At 55.0% G+C, this 25,672-nt stretch carries 20 protein-coding genes; 16 read left to right on the top strand and 4 right to left on the bottom strand.

The annotated features are described in order from the left end of the window. Positions 1–128: 128 nt before the first annotated feature. From H7846_RS13885 to H7846_RS13855, 7 genes are all read left to right on the top strand, one after another. The gene (locus tag H7846_RS13885) at positions 129–2,039 is read left to right on the top strand and encodes a bifunctional homocysteine S-methyltransferase/methylenetetrahydrofolate reductase (protein WP_186692844.1); all 1,911 of its coding nucleotides are present in this window, start codon (positions 129–131) and stop codon (positions 2,037–2,039) included. Then, on the top strand, positions 2,040–2,279 hold the full coding sequence (gene xseB, locus H7846_RS13880) for an exodeoxyribonuclease VII small subunit (RefSeq protein WP_186692842.1): 240 nt from the start codon (positions 2,040–2,042) through the stop codon (positions 2,277–2,279). Positions 2,280–2,411: 132 nt separating this feature from the next. Beyond that, the gene (gene hrcA / locus H7846_RS13875; RefSeq protein ID WP_186692840.1) at positions 2,412–3,512 is read left to right on the top strand and encodes a heat-inducible transcriptional repressor HrcA; all 1,101 of its coding nucleotides are present in this window, start codon (positions 2,412–2,414) and stop codon (positions 3,510–3,512) included. 65 nt (positions 3,513–3,577) lie between these two features. Further along, a complete protein-coding gene (locus tag H7846_RS13870; RefSeq protein WP_186692838.1) occupies positions 3,578–4,144 on the top strand; it encodes a nucleotide exchange factor GrpE in 567 nt (188 codons plus the stop codon). A gap of 34 nt (positions 4,145–4,178) precedes the next feature. Then, the gene (gene dnaJ, locus H7846_RS13865) at positions 4,179–5,336 is read left to right on the top strand and encodes a molecular chaperone DnaJ (RefSeq protein ID WP_186692836.1); all 1,158 of its coding nucleotides are present in this window, start codon (positions 4,179–4,181) and stop codon (positions 5,334–5,336) included. A gap of 575 nt (positions 5,337–5,911) precedes the next feature. Continuing rightward, on the top strand, positions 5,912–8,356 hold the full coding sequence (gene lon / locus H7846_RS13860; protein ID WP_186692834.1) for an endopeptidase La: 2,445 nt from the start codon (positions 5,912–5,914) through the stop codon (positions 8,354–8,356). 75 nt (positions 8,357–8,431) lie between these two features. Further along, positions 8,432–8,971 carry a DUF488 domain-containing protein gene (locus H7846_RS13855; RefSeq protein ID WP_186692833.1) on the top strand — a complete coding sequence of 180 codons (540 nt, stop codon included), beginning with the start codon at positions 8,432–8,434 and terminating at the stop codon, positions 8,969–8,971. Positions 8,972–8,974: 3 nt separating this feature from the next. Here H7846_RS13855 and H7846_RS13850 read toward each other — a convergent pair whose 3' ends face one another. Further along, entirely contained in the window at positions 8,975–9,610 is a 636-nt protein-coding gene (locus H7846_RS13850) for a hypothetical protein (protein WP_186692831.1), read from the bottom strand. A 46-nt stretch (positions 9,611–9,656) separates the two neighbouring features. Between H7846_RS13850 and H7846_RS13845 the strand changes: the two genes are divergently transcribed. From H7846_RS13845 to H7846_RS13820, 6 genes are all read left to right on the top strand, one after another. Continuing rightward, positions 9,657–10,046: a DUF6321 domain-containing protein gene (locus tag H7846_RS13845; protein WP_186692830.1), complete on the top strand. Its 390-nt coding sequence runs from the start codon at positions 9,657–9,659 to the stop codon at positions 10,044–10,046. Positions 10,047–10,114: 68 nt separating this feature from the next. Then, on the top strand, positions 10,115–10,360 hold the full coding sequence (moaD, locus tag H7846_RS13840; protein ID WP_186692829.1) for a molybdopterin converting factor subunit 1: 246 nt from the start codon (positions 10,115–10,117) through the stop codon (positions 10,358–10,360). Beyond that, complete coding sequence (locus tag H7846_RS13835; protein ID WP_186692828.1) at positions 10,357–10,827, top strand: molybdenum cofactor biosynthesis protein MoaE; 471 nt, start codon at positions 10,357–10,359, stop codon at positions 10,825–10,827. The genes moaD and H7846_RS13835 overlap by 4 nt, the downstream gene beginning before the upstream one ends. Then, positions 10,824–11,828, top strand: a complete 1,005-nt coding sequence (locus H7846_RS13830; RefSeq protein WP_255460650.1) for a VWA domain-containing protein — start codon at positions 10,824–10,826, stop codon at positions 11,826–11,828. Before H7846_RS13835 ends, H7846_RS13830 begins: the two co-directional genes overlap by 4 nt. A gap of 158 nt (positions 11,829–11,986) precedes the next feature. Further along, positions 11,987–12,865: an inositol monophosphatase family protein gene (locus H7846_RS13825; protein WP_186692827.1), complete on the top strand. Its 879-nt coding sequence runs from the start codon at positions 11,987–11,989 to the stop codon at positions 12,863–12,865. A gap of 379 nt (positions 12,866–13,244) precedes the next feature. After that, on the top strand, positions 13,245–15,056 hold the full coding sequence (locus H7846_RS13820) for an ABC transporter ATP-binding protein (RefSeq protein WP_255460649.1): 1,812 nt from the start codon (positions 13,245–13,247) through the stop codon (positions 15,054–15,056). A 499-nt stretch (positions 15,057–15,555) separates the two neighbouring features. Here H7846_RS13820 and H7846_RS13815 read toward each other — a convergent pair whose 3' ends face one another. Together H7846_RS13815 and H7846_RS13810 are read right to left on the bottom strand one after the other, a co-directional pair. Further along, positions 15,556–16,713 (bottom strand): MFS transporter, encoded by a 1,158-nt coding sequence (locus H7846_RS13815; RefSeq protein ID WP_186692826.1) that lies wholly within the window; start codon positions 16,711–16,713, stop codon positions 15,556–15,558. Between the two features lie 26 nt (positions 16,714–16,739). Continuing rightward, the gene (locus tag H7846_RS13810) at positions 16,740–17,795 is read right to left on the bottom strand and encodes a LacI family DNA-binding transcriptional regulator (protein ID WP_186692825.1); all 1,056 of its coding nucleotides are present in this window, start codon (positions 17,793–17,795) and stop codon (positions 16,740–16,742) included. A 384-nt stretch (positions 17,796–18,179) separates the two neighbouring features. Here H7846_RS13810 and H7846_RS13805 point away from each other — a divergent pair, with 384 nt between their 5' ends. Both H7846_RS13805 and H7846_RS13800 read left to right on the top strand, forming a co-directional pair. Continuing rightward, a complete protein-coding gene (locus tag H7846_RS13805) occupies positions 18,180–21,272 on the top strand; it encodes a TonB-dependent receptor (protein WP_186692824.1) in 3,093 nt (1,030 codons plus the stop codon). Between the two features lie 199 nt (positions 21,273–21,471). Beyond that, positions 21,472–22,314 (top strand): SGNH/GDSL hydrolase family protein, encoded by an 843-nt coding sequence (locus tag H7846_RS13800; protein WP_186692823.1) that lies wholly within the window; start codon positions 21,472–21,474, stop codon positions 22,312–22,314. Here H7846_RS13800 and uvrC read toward each other — a convergent pair. Further along, positions 22,298–24,229, bottom strand: a complete 1,932-nt coding sequence (gene uvrC, locus H7846_RS13795; protein WP_186692822.1) for an excinuclease ABC subunit UvrC — start codon at positions 24,227–24,229, stop codon at positions 22,298–22,300. The genes H7846_RS13800 and uvrC overlap by 17 nt on opposite strands. A gap of 275 nt (positions 24,230–24,504) precedes the next feature. On the opposite strand from uvrC, the gene H7846_RS13790 reads away from it, so the two are divergent. Beyond that, entirely contained in the window at positions 24,505–25,263 is a 759-nt protein-coding gene (locus tag H7846_RS13790; protein ID WP_370561274.1) for an OmpA family protein, read from the top strand. Positions 25,264–25,672 lie beyond the last annotated feature (409 nt).

Here is a 25,672-nt window from a genome sequence, read left to right as displayed (position 1 = left end):
GTGCTGACGCGGCCACATCTCTACCGCAAAGTATAACAAAGCAGCGCCCTGTCAACGCCCGGAGCGTCAGGGATTTGGAACGTTCTTCAGTGTGCCTTAACATAGAACAGACTAAGCCGGAGAGGAAAATGAGCCAGAGTGTAGAACGCGGCAGCCGCGAGCCGGGAGTAAAACGACTTTTTACAGGATCGCCCGTGTTGTGCGACGGCGCTATGGGCACAATGCTCTACTCCCGCGGCGTATTCATTAATCGTTGCTACGACGAACTGAACCTTTCGCAGCCCGATCTCGTGCGCGAGATCCACACGGAGTATCTGCAGGCGGGCGCCGAGGTCATTGAGACCAATACCTTCGGTGCGAATGCATATCGGCTGGAACACTTCGGTCTTCGGGACAAGGTCCGCGAGATCAACCTGGCCGGGGTGCGGCTGTCGCGCGAGGCTGTAAACCAGATTCGCGATAAGCAGGCGACGGAGGCTTTTGTGGCGGGAGCCATCGGCCCGCTCGGCGTACGGCTGGAGCCGCTCGGAAAGATTGGCCTTGAGGAAGCCAGGGCCGCATTCACAGAGCAGATTGAAGCTCTTCTGGAAGGTGGCCCGGGTGTCGGTGCAGATCTGCTGTCGATTGAGACCATGACCTCGTTGACCGAGGCAGAACAGGCTGTCGCGGCGGCCCGCGCCATTGCTCCGGAGATTCCGGTCATCGTTATGGTGACTGTGGATGAAGATGGCAATTGCCTGGATGGAACCTCAGCAGAGGCCGCGGCTCGACGGCTGACCGCAACGGGAGCCGATGCGATTGGCTGTAACTGCAGCGCTGGTCCAGCCACTGTGCTCAGTGTGATCGAGAGAATGCGTCCTCTGACGACCCTGCCATTGGCGGCGATGCCGAATGCAGGAATCCCTCGCGCAGTGGAAGGAAGGACGATCTATCTCACCTCGCCGGAGTACATGGCGAGCTTCACGCGAAAGCTGATCAAGGCTGGTGTAACGCTGATTGGTGGCTGTTGCGGAACCACGCCAAGCTACACTCGTGCCATGAGGAGCGCATTGCGCGCACTCGACGCGATGGAGACTGGAGCTCAGGTAATGGAGCGCGGCCCAGAGACGCCGGCCGCACCCAAAGTTGCGCCGCCGCCCCTGGAACATCGGTCAAAGATTGGCTCGATGGTGGCGCGAGGCGAGTTCGTCTCTATGGTGGAAATTGTTCCGCCCAAAGGGATTGATTGCTCCAAGGAGATTCATGGCGCCGAGCAGCTCCACAAGTTGGGGGTGAATGCCATCAATGTCCCGGACTCTCCCCGGGCCAGCGCGCGCATGAGCGCGCAGAGCCTGTGCGTTCAGATTCAGCAGCATGTTGGGATCGAGACGATCCTGCACTACACTTGCCGCGATCGCAACGTGCTGAGCATTCAAAGCGATCTACTGGGGGCGTCCTCCATCGGACTGAAGAATATCCTCTGCTTGACCGGTGACCCGCCTAAACTGGGGAACTACCCGGATGCGACCGCGGTCTTCGACGTGGATGCAATCGGCTTGGTCAACATTGTGCGTAATCTGAACTGCGGGTTGGATATCGGCAAGAACTCCATCGGAGAGTCCACTGGGTTTACGATCTCGGTTGCAGCAAATCCAGGTGTGCCTGATCTCGAGCAGGAGGTCCGCCGCTTTGCCTACAAGGTAGAAGCAGGAGCGGAGTTTGCCATCACGCAGCCGGTCTTTGATCTGCGCGTGCTCGAAGAGTTTCTGCGACGGATCGAAAGCTTCCGTATCCCTGTAATTGCAGGCATCTGGCCTTTGACAAGTCTGAGAAACGCAGAGTTTATGAAGAACGATCTGCGCGTCAGCATGCCGGACGAGATTATGGCGCGTATGGCGAATGCGGGTTCTCCCGAGGCGGCACGGGCAGAGGGTGTGAAAATTGCTCAGGAGATGCTAGCCGAGGCAAGGCCGATGGTCCAGGGCGTTCAGGTTAGCGCTCCTTTCGGAAAATACATGGCTGCGGCCCAGGTCCTGGGATTGGTGGAAAGCGGGGAATAGATGGCCGACTTTGAACGCAATCTGACGGAGCTGGAGAAGGTAGTCGAGCGGCTTGAGCAGGGCGATCTCTCGTTGGAAGAGTCCGTAAAGCTGTTCGAAGAAGGGGTCAAGCTCTCCGCAAGTTGCAAGAAGGAACTGGAGGCCGCAGAAGGCAAGGTTCAAGTCCTGATGGAACAAGGCGGGAAACTGAAGCCACGCGATTTGCAAGAGGAAACGACCGCAGAAGAAGCAGAGGACTAGACCAGGTTTCGGCTTCAGGACAGCAGAACTCCGACAGGATCGTCTAATCCTGGGAGAGTCAAGTCTTCGCATTTCCAAAGGCTGGATGGCTTGACGCAACGGTTAGACTGGTTTCGAGCGGAGGGGCTTGAGATGACAGAGGGATGGCACATGACGGCACGGCAACAGGCCATTCTGACTGCCATCATCGAGAACTATATTGAGACGGGGGAGCCGGTTGGCTCCAGCACGATTGCGAGGCTGCAGAATCGCGAGGCTGCAGGAATGAGTCCGGCGACGATCCGGAACGAGATGGCCGAGCTTGCAGAAGGCGGGTTTCTGGAGCAGCCACACACCTCTGCGGGGCGAGTTCCCACGGCACAGGCGTTTCGAATGTATGTGGAACGGCTAAGCGGCGGCTCCCACCCCAGGAGCGACGCAAATCTTCTAACTGCGCGTTCACGTCAGCAGATCGATTCGAACTTTGTGGGAGTGGCCGGGACACAGGCCGTTCTGGAGCGGACCTCTCACGTGTTAGCGACGCTTTCAAGTGGTGTCGGTGTGGCGATCGCCTCGGCCAGGGAAGGCGATCTGCTGGAGCATGTTCATTTTTCAAGACTGGCACCGGCGAGCATTCTGGCAGTCGTCGTAACCAAATCGGGGTTGGTTCGCGATCGTGTTCTGGCGCTGGACCGCGACCTGACTTCGGTCGAACTGACGACCGCGAGCAATTTTCTGAATGAGAACTTCCGTGGTTGGGAGGTCGAGCAGGTTCGCTCGGAGCTGGCGCGTCTGGTGGAACGCGAACGAAGCGAATATCAAAAACTGCTGAATTCAGTGCAGCAGCTTTGGATGAAGGCAGTCCCCGCCAGCGATACCTCGGCTTCTTCCGTTTATGTGGAGGGCGTAGCCAATCTTGTTGCCTCCAATATCGATGGAGATCGCCTGCGTGAAATGCTGGCCGCGCTGGAGGCCAAACAGCGTCTGGTGGACTTACTGAACGCCTACATCGATGCACACCAGGAGAGTGTGCGCGTGGTCTTCGATCTGGAAGAACAGGCTCCACAGATGGCAGGGCTGGTGCTGATCGCCGCTCCGGCCCGGATGGCCGGAGAGAGTCGTGGAACGATCGGCGTCATCGGAACCACGAGAATGGATTACGAGAACACGATGAACGCAGTGAGTTATCTCTCGCGTGTTTTCGATCGAATTTCGTTGCATCCAATCGAAAAAGCTGCCTCGAACGGCCTTTGAGGGCTGAGACTGCGCGCTTCGTGTAGAAGCGCATGATCGGCGATAATAGAAAAGGAAAACGATCTATGAGGAGACACCATTCCATGCAGGACGAGACGACTGTGCAGGCTGTACAGGAGGGCGAAACTGTCAGCTCTCCAGGGGAGCCGCAGGTTGCCGTTCCAGCCGTATCCGAGGAGCTGGAACAGTTGAAGGGCGAAAAGGACCAACTACTGGATCGCCTGGCTCGGCTTCAAGCCGAGTTCGATAATTTTCGTAAGCGCGAGGCCAAGGAGCGGCAGGACGCGCGTGACTATACGGTTTCGAGCACTGTGGAGCCCTTTTTGGGCGTGATGGATAACTTCCAGCTAGCCCTGAAGTCCGAGGGGTCTGTCGACCAGCTTCGCGCTGGTGTGGAGCTGATTCTAAAGCAGATGGAAGACGCTCTTCGCGGCCTGAGTGTGGTTCCGGTGGAGAGCGTAGGGACGCAGTTCGACCCCCGGGTTCATGAAGCGTTGGGGAGCGTTGAAACCAAAGAATTCCCCGATCATCAGGTATTGGAGGAGATTCGTCGCGGATACAAGATCCGCGAGAAACTGCTCCGTCCCGCTTTGGTGAAGATTGCTTCGAATCATGCGGTCGTGAGCGAGTAACCGCCAAAAGAGGCATTTGAGGGTTAGTTGAAGGATGAGTGCGACGGCAAACGTGACCAAAGTTGATTTCTATGAAGTGCTGAGTGTTTCTCGAGATGCCTCCGATCAGGAGTTGAAGACTGCGTATCGGAAGTTGGCCATGCAGTATCACCCGGACCGCAATCCGGGTGATGCGACTGCAGAGGAGAAGTTCAAGGAGTGCAGCGAAGCCTACCAGGTGTTGAGCGATCCTGAGAAACGTGCAGCCTATGACCGTTACGGTCATGCGGCCTTCAATGGCAGTTCGAGCGGCTTCGGCAGCAGCCCGTTTGGCGGCGGCTTTGGCGGAGCGCAGGACCTGGGGGACATCTTCGGCGACCTGTTCGGCGAGATGTTCAACATGGGCGGCTCGTCGCGCGGTGGAAGAGCTTCCCGTGCCCAGCGTGGCCGCGATCTGCGCTACGACCTGACGATCGAGTTCGAAGAAGCCGTCTTTGGTGTTGAACGCGAGATCAAGATTCGGCGCAGCGAGACCTGCACCGACTGCCACGGCACTGGTGCTGCTCGGGGCAAAGAGCCAGTGACGTGCTCGGCCTGTGGAGGACGTGGACAGCAGCGCTATCAGCAAGGATTCTTCTCGGTCGCGAGGACTTGCTCCACGTGCGGAGGGACGGGAACGCTGATCGTCGATCCGTGCACGACCTGCCGTGGAGAAACCAGAATCCAGACGGAACACACCATTCTGGTCAAGGTTCCAGCAGGCGTTGAGCAGGACACGCGCATCCGTTACCAGGGCGAGGGTGAGTCCGGGAAGTTTGGCGGACCGGCCGGCGACCTGTATGTGGTGCTGAACGTGAAATCGCACAAGTTCTTTGAGCGTGACGGCGATGACCTGCACTGCGTTATGCCGATCTCTTTTCCGCAGGCAGCGCTTGGGACCGAGATTGAGATCCAGACGCTGGAAGGTGTCGAGACGATCAAGGTTCCGGAGGGAACGCAGAGTGGTCGTGAATTCAAACTGCGGGGCAAGGGTGTTCCTCACCTGAATGAACGGGGTAAGGGAGACTTGATCGTCGAGATCCGGGTTCAGACTCCGGGCAAGCTAAGCAAGCAGCAGAAGGAGCTGTTGCGGCAACTTGCGGAGACGATGGAGGTGGAAAATACTCCGACCTCACGGGGAATCTTCGGCAAGGTGAAGGAGATGTTCAACTAGCCCTCCCCCTCCCCATTTTGCACAAAGTATTCAAAATACATTACTTAGGTTTGGACTTTGAAAGCAGAAGCCCCGGAACGTTCCGGGGCTTCTGCTTTTTCAACCTGTTTCTATTGTAACGGGTCAAGAGAGGGGGATCTGCAATGTATATCTTGTTTGTATTCATTTAGTTAGGTGGAAAATGGGCTTGACAGGGTTCAAGCTGCGCTCGAATGAGCCCGCATCTGGCGATAAAGCCGCTAGATATGGGGGGCACCCATTTGGGATGTGGTCAAAACAGCTTTGTTTGGGAATACAGTGAGAGACAAATGCGGGGATTTCTCGACTCCGCGCTGTGCGCTGCGCTCGAAATGACACATCAGGAAGGGTGTAGGAGTGGCGCTCTCCAAGACTGGTTTAAGAAATAGGGTTTTGGGCCGATGACGTGGGGAATAGAGATGGCGTCATAAAAGAAGAAAGGTATAGTTTGCTGGTTGCCAGCTAAGCTGGCCGGTTTTCCGAGTTGATTTCGATGTTTGCGACTTATGCAACAGTTGCTGCATCGAATATCTGATAATTTGATAGAAGGACACTCAATGGCAAACGACTTTGTAAGTGTAATCAAACCGACAGCTAAGAATTCTGAGGGGGGCGAGGGAGCAAATGGTAAGCGACCGGTTCCGGTGCTTCCTGTGCGCGACACAGTTCTCTTTCCGCACGCAGTTCTGCCATTGACGGTAGGACGCGAGAGCTCGATCCAACTGATCCAGTCGTTGGGTGAGGACAAATCGATCCTTGTGGTGGCCCAGCGGGATGCAAGGCAGGATACGCCCCAGGCTGCCGATCTCTATGCGGTTGGGACGCAGGCGACCGTACACAAGGTCGTGAAGATGCCGAACCAGAGCCTTTTCGTGTTTACGGAAGGCAATGAGCGTGTGCATCTGGGTGAATTCACTCAGACGACTCCGTTTATGACAGCGGAGTTTGAGGTCATTCCGGAGACAGAGCCGGAACAGGGGCCGGAGCTGGAGGCGTTGCAGCGGAACGTTGTGAGCCAGTTCCAGCAGATTGTGACCTCATCGCCGACGCTTTCGGACGATCTGCAGACGATTGCGATCAATATCGAAGAGCCTGGACGGCTGACCGACTTTATTGCTTCGTCACTGCCATTTTTGACGACGACGGATAAGCAGGAGTTGTTGGAGACGCCGGATGTCGTAAAGCGGCTGGAGCGAATCAATAAGCACTTGGCGAAGGAGATCGAGGTCCAGCAGCTAAGGAACAAGATCCAGAACGAGGTGCAGGACTCGGTGCAGCAATCGCAGCGGGACTATTATCTGCGCGAGCAGCTGAAGGCGATCCAGAAGGAACTGGGCGATATCGACGAGACCCAGAAGGACATTCAGGAGCTGAAGGAGAAGATTGAAGCAGCCGGGATGCCGGATGAAGTGAAGAAGGACGCTCTGAAGGAGCTTGGCCGGTTGAGCCGCATGAACGCGATGGCTGCCGACTACAGCCTGACACGGAACTACGTGGAGTGGCTGGCAGTACTGCCGTGGTCGAAGAGCTCGGCAGGCGAGGTCGACATCAAGAAGGCGAAAGAGATTCTGGACACGGACCACTATGGCCTGAAAAAGGTAAAGGACCGCATTCTGGACTACCTCTCGGTTCGCCGTCTGAAGCCGGACATGAAGGGACCGATTCTGTGCTTTGTCGGACCTCCAGGCGTGGGTAAAACTTCGCTGGGGCGGTCGATTGCGAAAGCGCTGGGGCGGAAATTCTCGCGTATCTCGCTGGGCGGCATGCACGACGAGGCGGAGATTCGCGGTCACCGTCGCACGTATATCGGCGCGTTGCCAGGACAGATCATTCAACACCTGAAGAGGGTGGAGGTGAACGACCCGGTCTTCATGCTGGATGAGATCGACAAGCTGGGGCGCGACTTCCGGGGAGATCCGGCGAGCGCGTTGCTCGAGACACTGGATCCTGAGCAGAACAACACGTTCCGGGACAACTACCTCGATCAGCCGTTCGACCTGAGCAAGGTTCTGTTTATCTGCACAGCGAACCAGCTGGACACGATTCCGGGACCGTTGCTGGACCGCATGGAGATCATCGAGCTGACCGGATACACGGAGGAGGAGAAGGTCAATATCGCCGAGCGGTATCTGGTTCCACGGCAGATTAAAGAGAATGGCGTGGATGAAGCGATGATCGAGTTCCCGACGGCGAGTGTGGCGCTGGTTGCACGGCACTATACGCGTGAGGCGGGTGTGCGCAGACTGGAACAGCAGATCGGCACGGTGGTTCGCAAGGTAGCTCGCAAGATTGCAGAAGGAGCAACGGAGAAGATCACGATTACTCCTGAGGTGATCCATGAATTCCTTGGCGGAATCAAGGTGCGCGTGGATACGGAGATTGCCGAGCGGACGAAACGTGCAGGTGTTGCGGTTGGATTGGCATGGACCCCGGCGGGAGGCGACGTGCTCTTTATCGAAGCGAACAAGATGAAGGGCAAAGGCGGCTTCACCATTACGGGTCAGATCGGCGATGTAATGAAAGAGAGCATGCAGGCCGCGTTGACCTGGGTGCGCTCGAATGCCGGCAAGTTCGGTCTGGAGGAAGATTTCACGAAGGACACGGATATTCATATCCATGTTCCTGCGGGAGCGATTCCGAAAGATGGACCTTCGGCAGGCGTCACGATGGCGACAGCACTGGTGAGTCTGTTGACGAACACTCCGGTGCATCCACTGACGGCGATGACTGGTGAGATCACGCTGAGCGGCAACGTGCTGCCGGTGGGAGGCATCAAGGAGAAGTTCCTTGCGGCCAAACGCGCGGGAGTGCGGGACGTGATTCTTCCGCTGGAATGCAAGACCCAGGTGGAGGAAGATCTGACGCCGGACCAGATCGATAACGTGAAGATCCACTACACGACACGGATCGAAGAAGTACTGGCGATCGCGTTGCCGAAGACGGTGCAGGAAGAGGCCGACGATGAGGCAGTACGGGAAGAGGTGCTTCAGGCTTCGGCGTAAAGTAACAGTGTTTCGTTGGGCGGTTCGGCAGAAAGTCGAACCGCCTTTTGTTTTGTGGTGAGAGGATGTTTAGCGATGATGACGATTGGACATTCGACGCTGAGCATTGAGGCGTTTTTGCAGGCGCTGACGGAGAACGGTGTCGAGACGGTGGTGGATGTACGGAGATTTCCAGGGTCGCGGCGGCATCCGCAATTCGGCCAGGGAGCGCTGTTTGCTTCGTTGAAGAATATGGGGATTCGCGGAATCAATCGCGGTGAAGGATTGGGTGGTCGCAGGAGGTCGCTTGCAGACAGTGTGAATACGGGTTGGAGAAACGAGAGTTTTCGCGGCTATGCGGATTACATGCAAACGGAGGCGTTTGCGCGGGAGATTGACTGGCTGGTGAGTCTGCCGGAGATCGACAAGACGGTAGTAATGTGTGCGGAAGCGCTACCGTGGCGATGCCATCGATCACTCATTGCAGATGCGGTGTTGGCTCGTGGCATGGCGGTTGAAGATATCTTCGTAAAGGCAGATGGTGAGAGCGAGTTGCGGCAGCACAAGATGACAGATTTTGCCCAGGTGCGAGATGGGAGGGTTTGGTATCCGAAGGCGCCGGAGTTATTTGTGTGATTTCTATTGTTGTTTTGGAGTCGCGCGCGGAGAAGAGGCGCGAGGTGGATTGTGGCTGCTCTGGAGCCTGGCGTCGTAGCGCCTCATCTGCTGGGTGACGAGATCATTCGTCTTCAGGATAGCTTTCTGGGTGGTGGCGTCGAGCTGATCCCAGGTTCTGAACGCGGATGATTGTTGCACGAAGTCGGGAATCACCGATCCGTCCTGATCGACCATGGCGGCGTAGAGAAGCTGAACGGATTTCTGGTTAGGGTCGACGGTGATCTGACGAACTCTGTAACCGATGTTTGGGCAGGCGTCCATGTGTGCAGCATCTCCTTGACCCAGGCTGACGAAGTTGTCGCGGCAGGCCTTTACCTTCCTGTAGGAGGAAAAGATTGAGATCGTATAGGTGCCGTGGTTCTGGAAGTCGGGATAATTGCGACTGAGCCAGTCGGAAGAAGACACATCGGGAATGTAAATCTCGATATTGTCGTCAGCGGCGACGAGAAGGGGAGTCGTCCATTGCTGGGTTTCGTCAAACACTTGCGCAGGCTTGCCGAAGGGACCGTGCTGGAGAACTTGTTGGCTAAAGCCAACTGTGGGGAAGAGCAAGAGGATGAAGGACGCGGCTCGGAAGAATTGCTGGTGCAAATCCATAGTTGTTCTCTTTCCCATAAATATATAGGGACATATGGGCGGATCGATGACAAAGAAGATCGTGGCGAAGAAGAAGGTTCCGGCGATTCCGCGCTCGATGCCTACAGAGGGAAGGGACCCAAAGGGCGGCCTGACAGATGTGGGGCGCGAATACTATCGGCTGCGAGATGGAGCGAACCTGAAACCGGGAGCGAAGGGGCCTGCGGATACTCCTGAGAAGATGAGGCGGAAGGGGTCGTTTCTGGTGCGGATGTTTACGAATCCGCAAGGGCCCATGGTGAAGAATGGAAAGCCGACAAGGCTGGCCTTGAGCGCGAATGCCTGGGGTGAGCCGATCCCAAAGACCCTGGAAGAGGCTTATGCGCTGGCGGCGGAGGGTAGGAAACTGCTGGGGAAGTATGGGGTTTCCAGGAAAAAGTCAAAGGCTCGCGGCTGACAAAAGTAGCCATTTTGGAGGGAAGCAGAGTCAAAGACCTGTGGTCGCGTATTCTTCTGAATATGCGAGTGCAGGTCTTGTTTTTTGGAGCGCTGAAGGAGATTTTTGGCGGTGAGAGCGAGAAGTTGGAACTGCGTGACGGGGCTTGTGTCGAAGAACTGAGGGGGCTCTTTGAAGAGCGCGCAAGAGGGAAGAGAGAGTTGATGCAATCGATCGCCATTGCCGTGAATCGGGAGTATGCGAAAGGCGAAGATGTTTTGCGAGAGGGGGATGAGGTGGCATTGCTGCCGCCAGTGAGCGGGGGCCTTCGATGAGAGTTGAGATTACAGACGAGGTGATTCCGGCGACAGAGATTGTGGCGGAGCTGAAGGCTGGCGCGGATGGGGCAGTGTGTGTCTTCGATGGAATTGTGCGGGACAATACTCGCGGACGGAAGACGCTGTATCTGGATTACGAAGCGTATCGCGAGATGGCGCTTGGGCAGATGCGAGCACTTGCTCAGGAAGCCGTGGAGAAGTTTGGCGTGCGCGATGTGGCTTTGGTGCATCGGCTGGGACGGTTGTACGTCGGCGAGACGAGCGTGCTGGTGGTGGTCGCTTCGGCGCATCGGGGAGCAGCCTTTGATGCGTGTCGATGGTTGATCGATACGTTGAAGCGGACAGTCCCGATCTGGAAGAAAGAACAGTTCGCCGATGGCGCTGTATGGGTAGACGGCGAGCCATTTCCTGAAGAGATTGCGGTGAGTCGCGGAGCAATTGCGGATACGGGAGAGCCGGAGTGAGGATTGCGTGCTCGTTTGCGCTGTGGGGGATGATGGGGACGATGCTGCTGGCGCAGGCTCCGATCGTGAGGCGGCCTCCGATGCAGCCGGTCAATCCGGATGCGGATCAGCAACAACAGTCTCAGTCAGCGCCTGTGTCGCAGGGACAGGTCCCGACGATTCGGGTGGAGTCGCGGCTGGTGAATATTGCAGTGAATGTGGTGGATAAAAATGGCGCTCCTATCGGTGGGTTAGGGAAGGATGACTTCGAGATTTTGGAGGATGGAAAGCCGCAGAAGATTGCTTATTTTGAGAAAGAGTCTTCGACCCCGCTGTCGATTGTGCTGGCGATTGACGCGAGTGACAGCGTGTTGAGAGATGAGCGGCTGGAGAAGAATGCGGCGAAGCACTTTGTGAATGCGCTGCTGCGCGATCAGGATGAGCTGAACCTGATGGATTTCTCTGACACCGTGCGGGAGATTGTTTCGTTTACAAATCAGAAGAAGCAGATTGAGAATGGGTTGAACCAGCTGCAGCGAGGGGATGAGACCGCGTTATATGACGCGATTTATCTGGCCTCGGAGCGGCTTATGCAGACGAAGAACGAGGCTGGCCGCAGGCGGGTGATTGTGGTGATTACCGATGGAGTCGATACGGTGAAGCGCTCGCGATATGGCCAGGCATTAGAAGAGGCACAGAGGGCAGGGGCGATGATCTACTCGATCATCATCGTACCGGTGTGGGAGGACGCAGGAAGAAATACGGGGGGAGAGCACGCGCTGATCCAGATGTCGAACGATACGGGAGGGAAGTACTTCTACGTGGGAGACAAGAGAGATCTGGAGCCCGCGTTTGCACGAGTCTCGGATGACCTGCGAACGCAGTATGTGCTGGGATACTATGCACCACAGCGCAAGGATGATGGTGGGTTCCGAACGGTGCGGGTGAGGATGAAGGATGCAACGCTACAGGGGCAATATCAATTGCGTCATCGTAGCGGGTACTACGCGGATGGGAAGTGACAAGTCTCCTTTCGTATATAGAGGGAATTGAAATGCAGGGATTTTTCGACTTCGCGCTGTGCGCTACGCTCGAAATGACACTTCGGAAAGTTAGATAGTGAGTGCGGCTTAGAAGGACGACCATCAATAGCATTTAGAGTAGAGGTACGAGGGATTCCGTGAGCCAATTTGAGTTTGTACACCAGGCAGAGAAAATTGCGCGCGAAGCTGGCGCCTTATTGAAGAGCTTTTACGAGAAGGGTGTTACAGCGGAGTACAAGGGCGATGTGGATCTGGTGACGGAAGCCGATAAGGCCAGCGAGAAGCTGATTCGTCAAAGGTTACAAGAAACATTTCCTTCGCATGGGATCTATGGGGAAGAGGGCACGCGCGATGCTTTGGACAGCGAGTATCGCTGGTATGTGGATCCACTGGATGGAACAACAAATTTCGCGCATGGTTTTCCTGCGTTCGCAGTGGTGCTGGGTCTGGAGCATCGGCCGGCAGGTTTAAAACAGGACGAAGATGGCACGCTGAAGGCGGGCGTAGTTTACGATCCTCTGCGGGATGAAGTCTTCGTAGCCGAGCGCGGTAAAGGTGCGTGGCTGAACGGAAAGCAGATTCACGTATCGAAGACGAAGACTTTGCAGGAATCGTTGACTGCGACAGGATTTCCCAGCCATAAGCGGCACCTGAATCCAAATGCATATTTCTATTACCAGATTACGTTGCGCTCGCATGGAGTGCGGCGAGTGGGTTCGGCTGCTCTAGACCTAGCCTATGTTGCATGCGGGAGGCTGGACGGGTTCTGGGAGTTCAACCTGAATCCGTGGGATACGTCGGCTGGTGCTTTGCTGGTGACGGAGGCGGGAGGGACGCTATCTCACTTTAATGGCGGACGGTTTACGCTCGACAGTCGCGAAGTTCTTGCGACGAACGGATTAGTCAAAGATGAGGTTGTCCATATCTTTACGGAGATGTTTGCAGGGAGAGAACTGGATCCGATTCCGACGCCAGCGGAGTTCGCGGCGCGAAGAGCCGCTGAGGGCAGGTCGTAGTCATTTCACGGACAAACTCCGTTTCCCAGAAGACTGCGTTTAGATTTTTTCTGAATCACAGAACGGACTTGTCGCATCTACCTAAAGGACGAGGGTCTGCGACTTGCAGACACTGGTACAATAGACAAACCATTTCGCCGAAAGGAAGAACACAAAATGTCGATCCAGCGTTATATGCGTAACCGCTTCGTTCGCGCCGCGATCCATCTTCCTATTCCTGGCGTGTTTACCGCGTAACTCACTCCACAAACAGATTCCTTTTTCGAAGCATGTAAGTGTTTCTGTGCTTTTGGCCCCTTTGGGACATTTGCGCGTTCTGGTGCCTGTTGCCGGACTTTGCAGGTACAACTCCCGACGTTTTTTGTATTGAGAGATTTCCATGACTGGTTCTAAAAATTCTGTGATGCGGGATGTCCTCGCATTTTTATTTCGCCACTGGCGACGAGAGAAGGCTGTTGTTGCTTTAACCGCTATTTCTATGGCGATTGCGACCTGCGCTGATCTTTGGCTGCCGGTCTATTCCGGACGCCTCATTGACGCGTTGACGATTTCGGTTCGGACACAGGCGATCCACTCGGCGCTGCACGCTGTTCTGCTGATGGTCATCCTGGGCGCACTGCTGGTTGCAGGGAGGCATATTGCGATCTCCGCAATCATTCGGCTAACGCTGCGGTTGATGTCGCGGTTTGCGAGCGATGCTTTCTGGCGTGTACAGCGGTTTTCTACCGATTGGCATGCTAACAACTTTTCCGGTTCTATCGTTCGCCGAGTAACACGCGGCATGTGGGCGACGGACCTGATGAATGACACCTTGTTGCTGGCTCTGCTGCCGGCGGTGTTGGTTCTTGTGGGATCTTCGTTGTTGCTCGGATTCCATTGGCCGCAGATGGGGATGATCATTGCTTCAGGAGCAATCCTGTACATTGCGCTGTCGATCGCGCTTTCGTTGAATTATGTGGCTCCGGCTGCACGGCTCTCGAATTCGCAGGATACGCGCATCGGCGGAGCTATGGCCGATGCGATTACCTGCAATCCGGTGGTAAAGGCCTTTGGCGCGGAATCTCGCGAGGACGCGAGGCTGGCTCACATTCTTTCCAAGTGGAACGGCCGAACGTTTCGGCACTGGACGCGTGGTACGCGCAGCGGAACCATGCAGCTTGTGGTGCTGCTGGTGCTGCGCACTGCTGTGATTCTTTACGCGTTATTGCTGTGGTGGCAACATCGCGCGACTCCGGGAGACATCGCCTTCGTGTTGACGAGCTACTTTATCATTCATGGCTATTTGCGCGATATCGGTCAGCATGTTGCGAACCTTCAGCGCAGCGTCAATGACATGGAAGAGATGGTGGCGTTGGAGTCCTTGCCGTTGGGGATTGAGGATAGACCGAATGCAAAGCCGATTCGCATCACTGCGGGAGAGATTCGGTTCGATCATGTGACCTTTCAATATGGCAGACATACGACGCCGCTCTTCCAGGATTTTTCGCTGCATATTCCTGGAGGTCAGCGTGTCGGCCTAGTAGGGCATTCGGGTTCGGGGAAGACTACGTTTGTAAAGATGCTGCATCGTCTCTATGACATCGGAGACGGTCGTATCCTTGTCGACGGCCAGGATATCTCCAAGGTTACGCAGGATTCGCTGCGCGCCCAGATGGCATTGGTTCCGCAGGAACCGATCCTCTTCCATCGTTCGCTTGCGGAGAACATTGCCTATGGACGCCCGTCGGCCAGCCGGCGTCAGATCGAGGAAGCCGCTCGTTTGGCTCATGCGGAGGAGTTCATCCTTCGTCAGCCCAAGGAATATGCCACTCTGGTGGGCGAACGCGGGGTCAAGCTCTCAGGAGGCGAACGTCAGCGTATCGCATTGGCGCGAGCGTTCCTTGCGGATACCCCGATTCTCATTCTGGATGAGGCGACCTCGAGTCTGGACTCTGAGTCGGAAGCATTGATTCAGGAGGCGACAGAACGGCTAATGGTTGGGCGGACGGCGATCGTGATTGCGCACCGGCTGTCCACGGTTCGCATGCTCGACCGCATCCTGGTGTTCGATCATGGGCAGATTGTGGAAGAGGGAACCCATGACGCGCTGGTTGGCCGTTCAGGGGGAACCTACAAACGTCTGTTCGACCGGCAGGCCCTGGGACTGTTGGTCGAGACGGACGGCTACTCCGGAGACCTTACGGTTGTGTAAGGTTTGTAGGAGTCCTGGGAGCATGCAAATGGCAGTGGGCCAGATTCTTGTGGCATTGTGAAATGATTTGCTCTTCCTGAGAGGAATGTTTTTCCTTTCGGAGAAGGGTTTCAGGCGAATCTCGCTATCTTTGGCGGGATTTCGCCTTTTTTTGCCAAATTTTCTGGATTTTCAAGATGGCAATTCGTTTGCATTAAACAGGTTGCATCAACAAACTTTGCTTTGTCAGATTCGTTGTGTTTGCGGTGCGGCGCAAGATATTTCTCGCGCTTCGGCGTAAGTCAGAACGACCTCGGTTTAGAACCCGAGGTTGCAAAAGTCTGTATTGGGCCATTGTTCGAACTTCTCCGAAGGAGGCTTTATGTATCTGTTCTTTCTTCCATCCTTGGTTGCTCTTGTGGTGATTGGTTACATTACTCTTCGGGACCAGTTTCAGTTCTCGACGAAATCGTAGTGTTCAGTTTTTGTGAGATGCCAGGCTTCGGCCTGGCATTCTTTTTTAACCCTCCTGCTCGGTAGGGCAGAGCGGAAGAATATGGGAAGAGAAAAGCAGCATCAGCAGGACGCCTGCAAGCGGAACGAAAAGTCCTGCCCGGAGGCTACCGAAGTGGGTGGATAGAATTCCGGTCAGCAGGGGAAGCATAGCTCCTCCGAGGGAGCAGGAGGCGAAAATATGTCCCAGGCGGGGATGATTCCCGGTCCGTTTCAGCAGAAAGGTCACGATCAATGGATAGAGAGGCCCCATAGAGATTCCCGCGACGACGATGCACAGCAGGACGTGCCCTGGAGATGGATGGCGAGTGATAAGAAGCGCCGTCAAGGTGACGAGAAGCAGTGAAAGAGAAGCGCGATAGAGGGTAGATTCTTTAACTCGAAGGCCGGCCAAAAGAAGGCGCCCTGCAAGTTCAGAGGCCCAATATAGAAGAGAGACCGCCGAAGCGGTTATGACCGAGCCATTACGCAAGGCAAAGCTGGGGAGCCAGCCGCCAAGCGAGTTTTCGTTGCCGATGTAGATCAGCATTGAGGCTCCGAAGAACAGAAGCACGGATGCGGAAAGAGGAAGTTTGCTTTGCGCGGAGGTCTTCGGCACCGGCGAAGCATTGTTCGTGAGCGTGCGCGGTAATGTATTCGAGTAGATTCCTCCACCAAGGGTAAGGGCAGCCGCGGCGAGGAAAAAGATTCGCGGACGGGAGGCTCCGCAAAGCCAGACAAGTACAGGACATGCAATGGCTCCAATACCCCAGCTGGCATTGAAGAGCGCGAGGGCACGTGCTGGATGTTCGGTTGCTGTCCCTGCAATAACATTGCCTGCTGTGAGCCCGGCGGAGATTCCGATGCCTGCGACAAATAATGCGAGGTGCGCTGTCGCATAACCGGTCCAGGCCATAGTCCCTGTTCCGATTGCGCCGAGGAGAGTGCCGCCAAGAAGACTGAATCGCAGATTGCGTGTCGCGAACCAGGCACCGAGAAGTTGTCCGAGAAAAAACGCCGTGAAGAGCGTCCCTGCCTGCGCATCCTGGATGTGCCAATGCAGAATCAGAGCGGGAAGCAATGGACCCAGCATCACCGTAAGCAGTCCGAGGCAGGCTGTGCAGGCGAAGAGAGGCGCTAAGCGCAACCATATGAAACGGACGGAAAAATGTTGTGTTGAGGTCATTCGGCAAGAGGGTGGTCGTCAGGTCACTATGATGAACGATCCAACGGTGCAGCGGCTGTGGACTCTCGCACGACAAGTTCAGGATCGAACCATAGGTTTTCAGGATAGGGCTGGTTCGGTGCCTGGATACGTTTGATCAAAAGCTCTGCTGCGGCGACGCCCATCTTGTGCAAGGGCTGACGAACGGTCGTGAGACGAGGATTGACGAATCCGGAGACGATGATGTCGTCGAAGCCGATGACAGAGATATCGCCGGGGCAAGAGAGGCCAGCGTCCTGAATTGCGCGGATCGCCCCAATGGCCGCAGTGTCGTTGAAGCAGAACAGGGCAGTGAAGTCGCGGGTCTTCGAGAGCATCTCGCGGACAGGAAGATAGCCGAGATCTGGAGACCAGAGGTTCTCTTCAAGATAAATACAAAGGTCGGACTGGATGGTGATTCCAATCTCCTGCGCGACAGCGTGGATGGACTGCCATCTTGCCTCGGAGTCGAGCGAAAAACGCTGTCCCTTCATAAAGGCGATGCGGCGGTGACCGAGTTCGTAAAGATGACGGAGAGCAAGGAATGTAGCGTGCTTGTGATCGAGAACAACATTGGTGACGCCAGGGACCTGGATGTGCGAGGAGATCCCAACGGCAGGTAGAGGCACTTTCTTGCGAAGCTCTGTATTGACGAGGAGGAAGCCATCTACGGCGCGACTGATCAAGAGGTCCGGGTACTCTTCCATCAGATCCGGGCGCCCAAGATGGCTGACCGTGAAATAGAGATAGCCAGCCTGCATCAGATACTCTTCCACGCCAAGCATTAGCCGGGTGAAGTAACCTTCGCTGAGTTCGGGAACGACGACCCCGACCGTGTTGGTGAGCCGCGTGCGAAGCATCCGGGCATGGAGATTCGGGCGATACTCAAATTTCTTTGCAGCATCCAGAACACGCTCGCGAGTCTCCGGCGAGATCGACTTCGCCACCGGCGAGTTGTTCAGGACGATGGAAACAGTGGCGGGAGAGAGATCGAGATATTCGGCAAGAATCTTCAGGGTTACGGGTTTGCTGGTGTCGGGAATACGTTTTTTTCTGGTTGCCATGAGGCTCCGGTCCGCATCTTCGAGGGTGCAATCAGTTTTACACCGTCAGGACAAACGAATGGTATCGCCTTTATGTCCTAGAAATACTGACCTGCATGGATTTCCTGACCAGTTGCGTCGCCGCAATCGGCCTGGGCGATCGAGTCTTGTGGGTCGACGAAAGAACTTCGATTTGGGATCGATCACATTGACAACGTGAAAAGCGGATTCGGATTATGCTTAACAGTTACTTCTTCTTTTTAGGTGTGCACCGGGACCACTTCACGATAGAGACGGAACTTTCAAAAGTTCGCGACGGGCACACGAATTAGAGCTTCACCAGTTCAACGTTGAAAGAGAGTGTCCCCGAAAGGGGAGCATATTTCTTCTTTGTGGAGGCGGCTTATGAAAGCTGCGAGATGGTTGAAGTATGGAATTGTATTTGTTTTGGCCGTGGCGTGCGCATCAGGATCTGCACAAACCACCGCAACCTTATCCGGCACGGTAACAGATGCTTCCGGCGCTGTCGTTGCTGGCGCAGCGGTGAAAGTACATTCGCTGGATACGAATGCCGATCGCGATACGACGACCGATAGCGTGGGAACGTATGTCGTTCCGTCCTTGCAGCCAGGGAACTACAGCTTGCAGGTGGACGCCTCTGGGTTCGGGCCCTACACCGTTTCCAGGGTTCAGTTACAGGTCGACCAGAGGGCCACGATCAACGTAAGGCTTAACGTTGCTTCGACAGGCCAGACGGTTGAAGTCACTGGAGCGGCTCCGGTTATTGATGCCAGCACGATTACCGTGGGGCAGGTCATCGATCGCGTGACTGTGCAGGAGATCCCTTTGAATGGCCGGCATTTTCTTGACCTGACGGTGTTGACGCCTGGTGGAGTTACAGCTCCGCAGAATGGAAACCTCACCTCGCCAAGCCGCGGACTGGGAGCGAATTCTTTTATTACGGCGGGAAATCGCGAAGACACGGTGAACTTTCAGATCAACGGCATCAATCTGAATGACATGGTACAGAACCAGATCACCTTCCAGCCGTCAATCAACACCACGTCTGAGTTCAAGATCAACAACTCTACCTATAGTGCAGAGTACGGACGCAGCTCCGGTTCGATCGTGAATGTCAGCACACGTTCGGGCACGAATGATTTCCATGGCGAGGTCTTCGACTATCTTCGGAATGAGGCGCTGGATGCACGCAACTACTTCAACCGGAGCCCTGCTAAACAGGCTTCTCTGAAGCGGAATAACTTTGGAGCTGCCCTCGGTGGTCCAATCTGGCGGAATAAGACTTTCTTCTTTTTGAGCTATGAAGGACTGATTCAGCGCCAGTCATTGACGTTGAATAGTGGCGTATTAACCGCAGCACAGCGGGCACAGATTGTGTCCGTTGGAAATCCTGCGGCCGTCGCTCTGCTGCCGCTAATCCCTCTGCCGAACGATTCCACCGGAACCCGCTTTATTGGATCAGCCCCGGGGCCGGTGACTGTGCATCAGGGGACGGCAGACATTTTGCATCAGTTCAGTACGAAAGATACGCTCCATGGCTTCTATGCATTTCAGTCGGATGTGCGGACAGAGCCGAACTTGCAAGGGAATACGATACCGGGATTCGGAGATAGCCGTGAGGCACATCGGCAGGTCTTGACCCTGAATGAGACGCACGTTTTTAACCCCAAACTCGTGAATGAGGCGAGGCTTGGATTCAACCGGATCTACATTGCTTTTAACCCGAGTTTTAGGGCCAATCCCGGTGACTACCACATCAATGATGGGATCAATACGGCATTGGGATTGCCGCAGATGACGATCACCGATATCTCACTGAACTTCGGTGGTCCCGCCCTCTTCCCCCAGGGGCGCACTGATACGCTGGGTGTCTTCTCGGATACAGCAACCTATCTTGTCGGGAAGCACACGCTGAAGTTCGGTGGTGAATATCGTCGTTTCCTGAACGCGAACTTCGCCAGCGATACCGGTACAGTGGGTTTCAATACAACTGCAAACTTTATCAATGGCGTGGCGAACGTTTTTACGATTACGCCGAGTACAGTCTCCAGCAGAATCTATGTGAATGCCCTGGGCGGATTTATTCAGGACAACTATAAGCTCACTCAGAATCTGACCCTGGAACTTGGTTTGAGATTTGAGTGGAATGGAACTCCAAGCGAAGGAGCGAACCGGCTTGTTGTCTTTGATCCAGCAACCGCATCGCTGATCCGGGTTGGCGCCAATGGCCTGGGAAGCGTCTATAAGCAGAATTACAACTGGGAGCCGCGTGTTGGTTTTGCCTACGATGTCTTCGGCACGGGGAAGACGGTGCTTCGTGGCGGCTACGGCTACATGGCCGATCAGCCTGCAACCAATGCTGTAACCGGACTCGCATCGAATACGCCGTTTGCAGCCCCTGTGAACTACAACAGCAGTACAGCCATCCCTTTGTCGAGCCTCTACACGTCGGCTGCCGCAGCGGGATTGACCGTCAACACCGTCAACCACAACTTCAAGAACGCCTATACGCAGAGCTACAACCTGAATCTGCAACAAGAGTTTTCTGGTGGCGTAGCGATGCAGATTGGATACTTCGGGTCTGTGGGGCGACAGCTTCGAGCACGAGTAAATCAGAACCAGCCGATCAACGGTGTACGTCCTTATCTGAAATTGTCGGGCAGCAGCCCGATTGCTCCCGGTGCATCCGTGGCCTCGAACTTCAACGAGGTGACCAGCGCAGGATCATCGATGTATAACGCGCTCTGGGTAACAGCGCGGAAGAACCTGGCGCACGATGTGCAGTTCAATATGACTTATAACTGGTCGAAGTCCACCGATTTGAACTCGTTAGGTTCTCAGGGAGTATATGTCTTCCAGGACAGCTACAATCCCAAGTCGAATTTCGGGCTCTCTGACTTCGATGTGCGGCACCGAATCTCAGCGAATGCAATCTATGATCTTCCTTTCAAAGGGAATCGCCTGGTTGAAGGATTTCGCCTCTCAGGAATTGCGCAGTGGCAGACGGGCAATCCGATGAACATTATTAATAGCGCCGTTGCTGCGACCGTGAATGGCCTGACTGGAACAGGTGGCACAGTGCGACCCAATCTGGTGGCGCCGATTACGATCTCCAAGACAAAGCTGACGAATGGAAATGTCGGCTGGATCTCGTCGACGTTATGTCCAGCCTCGGGGCCAGTCGCAGGATGTTCGTTTGCCAATGTCAACGGCTTCGGGAACCTGCGCCGTAATGCGGCAACAGGGCCGGGTTTTGCCGATGTCGATGTCTCGCTGGAGAAGAACACAAAACTCACAGAGCGGTTTACGCTGCAATTGCGAGCGGACGCATTCGACGTGCTGAATCATCCCAGCTTTGGGCAGCCGACATTGGCAGATACTTCAGCCAGCTTTGGACAGATCTCCGCGACGAGATTTGCTGTGAGCGACCTTGGGTCGTCGCGGCAGTTGCAACTGGCGGGAAAGATTATCTTCTAACCTGCAGATCATCCTATATTTTCAAGGCGTTCCGCATGATATGCGGAGCGCTTTGATTTTAAGCGGGACATTTCAGAGGAAACAAAGATTGGTGTAACGGGTTTTACACGGTAGGATGTTCTGAATGCGACGGGTCCTTTTTTTACTGACAATGATTTGCCTTTGTGGAATTGGAAGAGCTGAGGCTCCTATTGAGCGAATGTATGTGTTCGGAGACAGCTACTCCGACATCGGACGCGGATGGGTCGATAGCGATGGCCCGACTGCGGTGGCTTACCTTGCCAATCACCTCGGACTCATGCTGGTTCCATCCAATACACCGGACGCAGCGGAGAAGAGCCTTAACTTTGCGGTTAGCGGGGCATCAACCGGAGAAAGTGCCGGACGGGCTGTCCATAAGGGATGGCTCGGAATCGGGATGAAGAACCAGGTGGCCAAGTTTGTGGCTATGGTGGGGGATGGCTCCATCATGTTCGATCCACAGACCACGGTCTTTTTTCTCGCTGGAGGATTGAACGACAAGCGGATTCCGACAGAACAGACCGTCGCCAATCTTGAGAGCGAGATGGAAGCGCTCTATGCAGTTGGTGCGCGAAGATTCCGCATTGCAATTCTTCCGGAAAAGATCCCTGATTTTAGTGAGGTTGGAACGCGTCTCAATCCTGCAATAGAAAAGATTCCTGAAGAGATGCGGCCTAAATTGAAGGATGCGGGAGTAAGGCTTAGCCATTGGGGAGCCTTCTTCGATGAGGTGATGGAGCATCCGGAGAAGTATGGCATTACCGACATCACAAACCCATGCGCAGGACGCGAGATTTTTGACGAAGATGCTACGCCCTGTGCTTCCCCGGCGAGCCATTTCTACTATCACAAAGGACATCCTTCGACGGCGGTCCACAAGGTTGTAGGAAATATGCTGTATGCCGAGATTAGCGGAGCGAAGTCTGCTCAGCCCGCGATTGTAAAGTCGGTGCAGAATGTAAAGAATGTAAGCGATAGTAAGCTGTCAGAGCAGGTCCCTGCTTCTAAGGCAGCACATTGAGAACTGGGTTGTCGGAAGCTGATTCAGTTGCGAAATAACGCTGAATCTTCTCCGCTGTTGCCCTGTTCACGACTGCGGTCAGTGCATCTGGTGTTTTCTCCGCGGTCTGGCGAATTGCGCGGACTGAGCCGAAGTGCTCGAGCAGGCGTTGTCGCGTGCGTGGTCCCACTCCGGGAATTTCCAGTAGCTCGGATTTCCGGTCACGTATCTCGCGGCGTTTGCGATGGTACGTGATCGCGAAGCGATGTGATTCGTCACGAATTTTCTGGATGAGGTGCAGCACAGGAGAGCGACGATCGAGAACAACGGGATCATTCTCCTGGCCGTAGACGTAGATGATCTCCTCGCGCTTCGCAATCGAAGCCAGTGGCTGAAGCGTGACGCCGATCTCGTTGAGCGCCTCGGCGGCGGCATGGAGCTGGCCGAGACCACCGTCGATGAGGATGAGCGAAGGGAATGGCTTATCTTCATCCAGCAACCGTTTATATCGGCGTTGGACAATCTCGCGCATGGAGGCAAAATCATCGACGCCTGTAACTGTGCGAACCTGGAATTTGCGGTAGTCCGATTTCTTCATCGTGCCGTCTTCCCAGACCACCATGGAGGCGACGGTCTCGGCCCCTTGAATGTGGGAGATGTCGAAGCACTCGATGCGGCGTGGCACATCTTCAAGCATCAACGCATCCTGCAGAGCTTCGGCGATGGCCTTTTGAGAGGGCTGAAGGACGCGGAAGCGCTGATCGAACGATTGCTTCGCGTTCTGACAGACGAGATCGACCAGCGATCGCTTCTCGCCACGCTGCGGCACGAGGATCTCGATGCGATGGCCGGTTCGTTCCGACAACATCTCCGAGAGTAGGGCGCGATCGGGAAAATCGATCGGCACAAGGATCGATCGCGGGACATATCCCTGATCGAGATAGAGCTGCTTCAGCAGAGCAGAGAAGAAGCTTCCTGGGTTGAAGGATTCAGACTCCAAAGCGGTAGAGGAGGCCACTGCGGAGGATTCTTCGTTGAGTTCCTCTTCTTCTCCAATTGATGCTTCCATAAACTCCGGAAGATCTTCCCAGAAGAAGTCGCGGCGATCGACGATCTTGCCGGAACGCATGTGGAAGAGATTCACGGCCAGCATATCGTTCTCGTAGTGGAAGCCGAAGACATCGGCGTCTTCATTGTCCGTCGTGGCCATGCGCTGCTTGTCGAGCATCTGGTGCACGGTGGAGACCTGGTCGCGCAGGCGGGCGGCGAGTTCGTATTGCTCAGCCTCGGCGGCCTGCTGCATACGTGCAGTAAGCCGCTGCTCAAGTTCACCGGGCTTGCCTTCGAGAAAGAGCTGCACATCGTGGATGGCCTGCTTATATTCCTCGGGTGTGGTGAGCCCCTCAACGCAGGGGCCGAGGCAGCGCTTGATGTAGTACTGCAAACAGGCCCGCGGATGGTAGCGGGAGAGATCGACCTTGCAGGAGGGAATCAGGAAGCTGCGATGAATCAGATCCACCAGTCGATATGCGAGATTTCCGGGGAAGTATGGGCCAAAGTAAGCGCTTCCGTCTTTGCGCAGGCGGCGGGTGACGAAGACCTTCGGGAAGCGGTCGGAGAGCGTGAGCTTGATGTACGGATAGGTCTTGTCATCGCGGAGCAGGATGTTGAAGCGCGGCTTCCGTTGTTTGATGAGATTATTTTCGAGCGCAAGCGCTTCATGCTCATTGGCGACGGTGATGTAGTCGAGGTCGACGGCTTCGCGCATCAGGGTGCCGGTTTTGGCATTCGCCTGCGAAGCTGCAAGGAAGTACGACCGTACGCGCGCACGGAGATTCTTCGCCTTTCCGACGTAGATCACCTCTCCTTCGGCGTTTTTGTAGAGATAACAGCCGGGTGAGGTGGGAAGAGTCCGGATTTTCTGGTAGAGGTCCATGCCGATAAAACGAGCCGTGACGCAAATGCAGGCGAACGGAGGGCTTAGCTCCAGTTTAGTCGCGTTTCGTCTGAAAGGTTGTCCGGGTAGATTTGACGCAAATTCACAACAAAAGTTCCAGAAGATACTCCGCAAAGTGAGTTGAGGCGGCTACGGAGATGATGGGTAAAGCGTTATTTTTCTGTTGTTTGTGAGAGTTTTTTATTTGGCATAGGGATTGCTGTTGTTCTCTGTGTAACGTTGCAGCCTCGCTGCATAAAGGAGATGAACTCAAAATGAGCTCCATGACACGAATTCACCTTGGTAACGAAAAGAAGATTGCTCCTGTGGCAACTGCGGTATTTGCCAGCGCGTTGATCGTAGGTCTAACGGTAGGTTGTTCGAGCAAGAATTATGTTCGGTCGCAGACGGCTCCTGTGATCAATCAGACGAACCAGCTGGATGCGAAGACGGCGAATGACCACCGCACTATCGTCGATACCGATGAACGCGCCACGGCGGGAATCGCGAAGGCGCAGGGCGCTGCGGATACTGCCAACCAGCATGCGACTGCTGCAGGGCAGTCCGCGGATGCTGCTGGACAGTCCGCGCAGGAAGCGTACAACCGTGTCGATACTTTGAACGGAGTCATTGCCAACCTCGATAACTACAAGTCGATTGCCGATACCACCGTGACTTTTGGTTTCGACAAATCGGTTCTGACGGCGAAGGACAAGCAGACTCTGGACGATTTTGCGGCATCGCTTACGGATAAACGCAGCTATATTCTCGCGGTTACCGGCGGCACGGATTCGACCGGTGATGCGAACTACAACTATGGACTGAGCCAGCGTCGTGCCGATGCGGTGGTGAATTATCTTGCCAGCAAATACAACATTGCACCTCATAAGTTCTATCTCATAGGTATCGGTAAGGACCAGCAGGTAGCCAGCGATAGTACAGCTGCCGGTCGAGCCAAAAATCGCCGCGTTGAAGTGAAGCTGATGACGAATATGGATCAGCAGGCTTCGAATGCCAGCGGTTCCGTCCGATAAGGGAATTCCGCACCACAATCTGCACGACCAGCACACCGCAAGACGCCGACGATCGATATGCTGCGGACTCGGCGTCTTCTTTCCTCTCTCAGCGGCGGCAGGACAGCATAAAGAAAGATCCTGCCGACCACCCTCCTTCCTCTAATTTTGTCCTCCCTTAATGAAGAACCCGCCTTGGGGATGCCCCCCTGTGTTTTTACGCAAAGTATTCCATTTAAATGGTTTAGCTCGGTACTATTAGTGCAAAATATTCCATCTAAATGGTTTAGCTATCAAAATATAGAAAATAAAGGTTTTAGGCTCAAGCGACGGTCTTTTCCGCACCCTCTTCCCACTTATTTTCAGTATGAAGGATCAGACAGGGTAAAACTGCACTTTTCGCAGGCTTTATTTTCGTATGTAAATAATT

Source organism: Edaphobacter sp. 4G125 (assembly GCF_014274685.1).
GTDB lineage: Bacteria > Acidobacteriota > Terriglobia > Terriglobales > Acidobacteriaceae > Edaphobacter.
Note: the sequence above shows the minus strand (reverse complement) of the source record. Positions and strands in the feature narration are given on the sequence as shown.

What these genes read in the sequence shown, in the direction of transcription:
- H7846_RS13885 (WP_186692844.1), top strand. Translation starts at nt 129, where the DNA reads ATGAGCCAGAGTGTAGAACGCGGCAGCCGCGAGCCGGGAGTAAAACGA.
- xseB (WP_186692842.1), top strand. Translation starts at nt 2,040, where the DNA reads ATGGCCGACTTTGAACGCAATCTGACGGAGCTGGAGAAGGTAGTCGAG.
- hrcA (WP_186692840.1), top strand. Translation starts at nt 2,412, where the DNA reads ATGACAGAGGGATGGCACATGACGGCACGGCAACAGGCCATTCTGACT.
- H7846_RS13870 (WP_186692838.1), top strand. Translation starts at nt 3,578, where the DNA reads ATGAGGAGACACCATTCCATGCAGGACGAGACGACTGTGCAGGCTGTA.
- dnaJ (WP_186692836.1), top strand. Translation starts at nt 4,179, where the DNA reads ATGAGTGCGACGGCAAACGTGACCAAAGTTGATTTCTATGAAGTGCTG.
- lon (WP_186692834.1), top strand. Translation starts at nt 5,912, where the DNA reads ATGGCAAACGACTTTGTAAGTGTAATCAAACCGACAGCTAAGAATTCT.
- H7846_RS13855 (WP_186692833.1), top strand. Translation starts at nt 8,432, where the DNA reads ATGATGACGATTGGACATTCGACGCTGAGCATTGAGGCGTTTTTGCAG.
- H7846_RS13850 (WP_186692831.1), bottom strand. Translation starts at nt 9,610, where the DNA reads ATGGATTTGCACCAGCAATTCTTCCGAGCCGCGTCCTTCATCCTCTTG.
- H7846_RS13845 (WP_186692830.1), top strand. Translation starts at nt 9,657, where the DNA reads ATGACAAAGAAGATCGTGGCGAAGAAGAAGGTTCCGGCGATTCCGCGC.
- H7846_RS13835 (WP_186692828.1), top strand. Translation starts at nt 10,357, where the DNA reads ATGAGAGTTGAGATTACAGACGAGGTGATTCCGGCGACAGAGATTGTG.
- H7846_RS13820 (WP_255460649.1), top strand. Translation starts at nt 13,245, where the DNA reads ATGACTGGTTCTAAAAATTCTGTGATGCGGGATGTCCTCGCATTTTTA.
- H7846_RS13815 (WP_186692826.1), bottom strand. Translation starts at nt 16,713, where the DNA reads ATGACCTCAACACAACATTTTTCCGTCCGTTTCATATGGTTGCGCTTA.
- H7846_RS13810 (WP_186692825.1), bottom strand. Translation starts at nt 17,795, where the DNA reads ATGGCAACCAGAAAAAAACGTATTCCCGACACCAGCAAACCCGTAACC.
- H7846_RS13805 (WP_186692824.1), top strand. Translation starts at nt 18,180, where the DNA reads ATGAAAGCTGCGAGATGGTTGAAGTATGGAATTGTATTTGTTTTGGCC.
- H7846_RS13800 (WP_186692823.1), top strand. Translation starts at nt 21,472, where the DNA reads ATGTATGTGTTCGGAGACAGCTACTCCGACATCGGACGCGGATGGGTC.
- uvrC (WP_186692822.1), bottom strand. Translation starts at nt 24,229, where the DNA reads ATGGACCTCTACCAGAAAATCCGGACTCTTCCCACCTCACCCGGCTGT.
- H7846_RS13790 (WP_370561274.1), top strand. Translation starts at nt 24,505, where the DNA reads ATGAGCTCCATGACACGAATTCACCTTGGTAACGAAAAGAAGATTGCT.